The sequence below is a fragment of the Piscirickettsia salmonis LF-89 = ATCC VR-1361 genome (assembly GCF_000297215.2).
GTDB lineage: Bacteria > Pseudomonadota > Gammaproteobacteria > Piscirickettsiales > Piscirickettsiaceae > Piscirickettsia > Piscirickettsia salmonis.
Map to the genome: position 1 here is coordinate 1 of NZ_AMFF02000091.1, position 5,175 is coordinate 5,175.

Consider the following 5,175-nt stretch of genomic DNA (forward strand, 5'->3'; position numbering starts at 1 on the left):
CTGTATGGATATGAACTCTCTACTCGGTGTTGTACTTCAGATGACGGAGGGCGAACACAAGAAAATAACCTTTCTGAAGCTCACTATAATTTTTCGCAACAGTGCCAAAAATAGAGCATACATTGAACACCAGAAGAAGAGCGAGTTTGAATTATCGCTCACCTAATCATGTTTTTTTAGAGTATTTGATGGCGGCTTAGTATAGAGTAGTGTTGCACTTCAGATGACGGAGGGCGAAGCCATACATCAAAAACTAGCCATCCCATTCGGTCGAGTAAATGTTGGTGCAATGGCGCTTAAAATCCCCATCACTTTGTCAATGGTGTAGCCTTTTTCGGTATACGCATTTTTCAAAAACCACAGCATTTCATCAAGACTATTACCAAATTTTTTAGAAAAGTGTTTTAATCGCTGCATGTGCTTATTCGTCACTTCTCGCCCAGCTGAGTTTTTTTGCTGCTTATAAAAATTTTGGCTTAGCTGGTTTGTCACAGGTCCATGCGCTACAGCCATATCGACAGGGACATCTTCAAGCACAGCTAAGTCATTACCAAGCACAGCTAAGTCATTACTCAAGTTAGGCGTAACACCTTCAGTGTTACACGACTTATTAAGGGTAATCTCACTATTCATCGCTTTTGCTTCATCAAGCGCCTCTTGTGTTTCTAGAAGTGCGTTTCTAAGTTCCTGTTCTTTGTTTGCCCAGTCAGTTAAATCAACGGTGTTTAAAAGTTGATCATTGTGTTTTCTTTTTTCTTCACGTAATTGAGTCAAAATAAATTCAAGCTCAATAACAATATCCCCTTGTGATGCACATTGTTCAAAATTAAGTACAGGGTTATTAATCTCTTCTTTATCTTTCTGTGCTTCCTTTATTGAAAAGTCGATTTCGACAGTTCCATTTTTCGAATTCGCAACTTGAGGAGTTTCAAGGCTTCCAGCACTTTTATACTCTTTCGTCTTTTGTCTTTCTTTAATTGGGTATTGTGTTTTATAACCCTCAAGAAAGGCACTGATCGCTTGAGTGTTTAAACTAAATACGGTGGTACGGTCATAGCACTTGCGTTTAATTTGAGTGAATATTTTATTAGCAAATAACTGTTTTAGAGCCTTACCAATTTGGTACAGTGTGAATTGATGAAAAAGTGCCTCTTTTAAATCTTCACGAGTTAGATAGTGTTCATTCCAGCCATATTCGTTATGGCGAAATGTAGACAGCGCTAAGATTGCTGAAGCGCATGGGTTGTGTTTACAAATAGCAGTCATCCATGGATAAACTACGGTTACTCTTTCTTTAGGTTGTCGAATTTTAAGCATAAGTATCCTGTCCTCATAAACTTATGGGATTGACTAATGCTGTGTAGAAACCTAAAATGGAGATGTTGTGGTTAGGTTTCTACGCCAGCCAATTATTAAGCCCTCCGGCAAGAGGGCTTGATTTTCATTTCTATATACTTCTTTTTAAATATCACCTTAAATTTAATATCTATTTTCAATTAATAGATACTATAAAATTATATAAATGTCTAATACAAAATTACTTTTTTTATATATACATGTACATTATGATTATGTACATGTATACATGTGAAATGTACATGTTTGGATTTGGTGTGATATTTATTTGGTGTCTATGTTGTCTGTAAAGCTTAGAGAGGCATGATCTTAGCTGAAATTGTATCGATTATTAAAATGTAAATTTTAATAAGTTTCTTGAATTTATGTACATGTACATTATCATTATGCATATGTACTTAAATGTAGCTAGGAGTGAAAGTGATGGCTCGAGTGATTGCATTCGGTTCTAAAAAAGGTGGTGTTGGGAAATCAATGTGCATATCCAATTTGGCGGTAATGGCGTCATTGATGGGGGCAGGGGTTAAAATTATCGACTCAGATAAACAAGGTTCTTCAATTAAATTTATTAATCGCCGTGCACGATGGGATGGATTATCACCAATTACATGTTCACATGCTCAAGGTATTAGCATGGTAAGAGAAATTGAAGCAGCAGATAAGGTATATGATGTTGTTTTAGTTGATTTGGCAGGGACAGATAATGGGGAGCTTCGTGAGATTATGTTATCACCATTTATAGGTGAGCTATATACCCCTCTTCAGCCTAGTGGAGAAGATTTGGAAACTCTTACAGAGTTAGAAGCATTAGTTCATATAGCAAAGCAATCTAAACCAGAATTTAAACTTTATACTTTATTAAATCGCCTTCATGTCAATCCTAAAGTGATAGAGAGTAAAAGCGCTATAACCTTTCTTTCTTCTAGAGTGCTTTCTGAGTTCACAGGAGTAACTTTAGTTGATAGACCTCAGTTTCGCAGAGCAAGAGATTCAGGTTTATGTGTATCTGAATATGAAAAAGAATATAGAAAAAAGCAGGGACATAAAGCTTCTTTAGAAATTGCTAAATTATTCTCTCATTCATTCGGTTTTGATTTCTCTATAAAAAAAATTGAAGTAAAGCAAGATAACGTTAATGTAGGAGAACATGAACATGTCTGATACAAAAGATTCTGTAATTGATTGGAATGCTAAAAGTAAACTTCCACAAACTAAACCTTCTACTAATAGAACTCCAGAGCAAGAACGATTTGTTGAAAGCGCAAGTAAGCCTTTAGAAGCAAAACCAGAGGAAACTCAAATAGTAGCTATTGGAGCTCCTAGAATTATGCGCTCAACGGTTGGGAAGCAAGTTAATTTTGGCCTTACCAAAGATAATCAATTTGATTTGAAACATATGTGTGAAGGTAGTGAGCAAGTTTTAATTAATGGATTACTGAGGTATGCACTAGATAAACTGAAAGAAGAAAAATCTATTTTACAAGTTAATTCATCTTGTGGATATACAAAACTCAGATAGTTTGTATATGAATAAATCTATTGGTGATTAGGAGGTCCTATACTCTGAAAGCCAATTGTATTATCAAGTGATAATAATTTTTCTAAAAATAGGTTTAAATCCTGACTATAAAAATTACCTCTTTTGCTAAACCTTGACCTTTCTATACTCTTAGTGTGATTCATGAATATTGATTGTTATTTTTAGTTCAAAAATACGGCCAAAATTGATAATCAAATTTTACCGCCATGTACATATTGATAATGTATATGTACATAGTACATGTGTACACGTATATATGAATAATCTATGTGTATAATTATGTACTCTGTTGTATATATGTAATATTTGGGTGTTAGTTGTCTGATAAAATTGATGTTATTACTTTTCGTTATTTGAGAAGTAATATGATTGTATAGGACTTAAAATTATTCTTTCTTAGCGTTCGCTTAAGATTTTCGCTTGTTTGGCTGAGGCCCATTTTTTAGTGTCCATATCAGTATAATAAGTTTGTATAGAAAGATAATATACTGATTGTATTTTGTTGCCTAGTTCTTCCCCTTTGATTTTATTACCTTTAGTATATATTGTTAAAAATATACTATTAAAAATAATGTAGCGGATTCCGTGACAAATAAAAAACTTTAATCTATTATATATGTATATACAAATTGATACAGAAATTAAACTCGATGCATATAGAGTGGTCTGAAGAGAAGAATAACAAACTAAAAAAGGAACGAGGTTTTGGCTTTGAGGATGTGGTTACTGCAATTGGTTTAGGTAGAATGCTTGATAATAAAAGGCATCCAAGCCCTGAGTATAGTCATCAAATGATTGCGGTTGTTGAAATAGAAGGTTATGCCGTTATTGTACCTTATGTGATGAAAGAAAATGGTAATTGGTTCTTAAAGACGGCTTATCCATCCAGAAAAGCGACTAAATACTACTTAGGAGATGATTGCGATGATTAAGAAGAATATTAAGCTAGATAAAGAAGAGCAAGCTATTGAAGACTCTTTTGATGAGTTTTTACAGGGAGAGTCTTTGGATGCAACTTCGTTAATAGAATCAGCGAAGAATATGGGGAAAAAAACCAAGCCAATTAGCATTCGTTTAACTGAAACAGATTACAGTCGTGCACATGCAAGGGCTTTGGAAGAAGGTGTACCCTATCAGACTATGCTTTCTAGTGTGATTCATTTGTTTTTAATGGGTAAACTGGTGAGAAAAGAAGAATAGAACGTTATGAGTAAGAATTTAATAGAAGCATTACATGAAACTGCAAAGGATTTTCATGATGCCGGTGTGATAAGTGAGCAAATTATGCGAGAGTTTGATGCAATGTGTTTGTCTGAAGTAAAAGGCTACACACCTAATCAAATTAAGCAGGCGAGCAAATAGTAAATTAATTTATAAATATTATCTTGTTTGTTTTTAGCATTAATATATTTTGTGAAGGCAGGTTTTGCTTGCTAATTAATGATAAAATGCAGAGAAACTATTAACTGTATTATATTAGGTGGAGTTTACGGTTAAGTGGAAAGGAAATGTACGAAGCTATCAGAGCGGTTGATGGAATTAATGAAAATTCACTCTATTAGCAGTGATGCTGAGTTAGCAAGAGCAACAGGTGTGCCGGCAAGCACAATTTCACGATTATTAAATAAAGAGAGTCCAAATCCAACAGTTAGCAATTTACTTCCATTAGCGAGTTACTTTCATGTTTCTTTAGACCAATTATTAGGGATAGAGGAATTACATGACTTAAAACATAAAAGCTGTGAGCAGTATTTAACAGATCAAGTTGCTTGCCGTTTACCAGTTATAAATTTAAGTCAAGTTAATTCATGCTTGTCTACTAAAAAATCAAACAAAACAAAAATAGAGTTAGTAAGTACAGGATACCGCTTTAAGAAAAATGAGGGATTAGCGGTAAAAGTAGATACCTTAGCGTATGCTCCGATTTATAGGCAGGGTACTGTACTTATTATTGATTATGATTTACCTCAAGGTGAAAATGATATTTTATTAGTCTCTATTGAAAATGGAGATTTGATTTTACTTCAGAAAATAGCTGAAAGGGGGCGGGATTGTTTTAGAAGAATTAACATAGATGTTGCTAGTGCTTCTAATTTCGAAGGTAGTTTTAAAATAATTGGCACGGTAGTAGAAACACAATACTCATACCAAGGACTGAAGTGTAAAACTCCAGATATGATCTGACAAGCTTAAATCATCTGACAACATTTGTCTGATTGATCAGACTGTCAGATTGCACATTTTTATTGATTATTTTTTCCTGTGCTAAATGTTTTGAG

Annotated in this window: 7 protein-coding genes; 6 read left to right on the plus strand and 1 reads right to left on the minus strand. The window is 34.0% G+C overall.

The features are described 5' to 3' along the window. Positions 1-246: 246 nt before the first annotated feature. A complete protein-coding gene (locus C200_RS09470; RefSeq protein ID WP_016211676.1) occupies positions 247-1,317 on the minus strand; it encodes a hypothetical protein in 1,071 nt (356 codons plus the stop codon). A gap of 462 nt (positions 1,318-1,779) precedes the next feature. Between C200_RS09470 and C200_RS09475 the strand changes: the two genes are divergently transcribed. The 6 genes from C200_RS09475 to C200_RS14580 all read left to right on the plus strand — a co-directional run bounded on the left by C200_RS09475 (position 1,780) and on the right by C200_RS14580 (position 5,080). Further along, positions 1,780-2,517 carry a ParA family protein gene (locus tag C200_RS09475; RefSeq protein WP_016211671.1) on the plus strand — a complete coding sequence of 246 codons (738 nt, stop codon included), beginning with the start codon at positions 1,780-1,782 and terminating at the stop codon, positions 2,515-2,517. After that, complete coding sequence (locus C200_RS09480; RefSeq protein ID WP_016211673.1) at positions 2,510-2,875, plus strand: hypothetical protein; 366 nt, start codon at positions 2,510-2,512, stop codon at positions 2,873-2,875. Before C200_RS09475 ends, C200_RS09480 begins: the two co-directional genes overlap by 8 nt. 671 nt (positions 2,876-3,546) lie before the next feature. Continuing rightward, on the plus strand, positions 3,547-3,828 hold the full coding sequence (locus C200_RS09485) for a BrnT family toxin (RefSeq protein WP_016211674.1): 282 nt from the start codon (positions 3,547-3,549) through the stop codon (positions 3,826-3,828). Next, on the plus strand, positions 3,821-4,096 hold the full coding sequence (locus tag C200_RS09490; RefSeq protein ID WP_016211675.1) for a putative toxin-antitoxin system, antitoxin component, ribbon-helix-helix domain protein: 276 nt from the start codon (positions 3,821-3,823) through the stop codon (positions 4,094-4,096). Before C200_RS09485 ends, C200_RS09490 begins: the two co-directional genes overlap by 8 nt. Before the next feature lie 6 nt (positions 4,097-4,102). After that, positions 4,103-4,258, plus strand: a complete 156-nt coding sequence (locus C200_RS09495; RefSeq protein ID WP_016211672.1) for a hypothetical protein — start codon at positions 4,103-4,105, stop codon at positions 4,256-4,258. Positions 4,259-4,429: 171 nt separating this feature from the next. Next, entirely contained in the window at positions 4,430-5,080 is a 651-nt protein-coding gene (locus C200_RS14580) for a helix-turn-helix domain-containing protein (RefSeq protein ID WP_016211670.1), read from the plus strand. Positions 5,081-5,175 lie beyond the last annotated feature (95 nt).

Coding starts and splice junctions, on each gene's coding strand:
- C200_RS09495 (WP_016211672.1), top strand. CDS start 4,103: ATGAGTAAGAATTTAATAGAAGCATTACATGAAACTGCAAAGGATTTT.
- C200_RS14580 (WP_016211670.1), top strand. CDS start 4,430: ATGGAATTAATGAAAATTCACTCTATTAGCAGTGATGCTGAGTTAGCA.
- C200_RS09480 (WP_016211673.1), top strand. CDS start 2,510: ATGTCTGATACAAAAGATTCTGTAATTGATTGGAATGCTAAAAGTAAA.
- C200_RS09490 (WP_016211675.1), top strand. CDS start 3,821: ATGATTAAGAAGAATATTAAGCTAGATAAAGAAGAGCAAGCTATTGAA.
- C200_RS09470 (WP_016211676.1), bottom strand. CDS start 1,317: ATGCTTAAAATTCGACAACCTAAAGAAAGAGTAACCGTAGTTTATCCA.
- C200_RS09485 (WP_016211674.1), top strand. CDS start 3,547: ATGCATATAGAGTGGTCTGAAGAGAAGAATAACAAACTAAAAAAGGAA.
- C200_RS09475 (WP_016211671.1), top strand. CDS start 1,780: ATGGCTCGAGTGATTGCATTCGGTTCTAAAAAAGGTGGTGTTGGGAAA.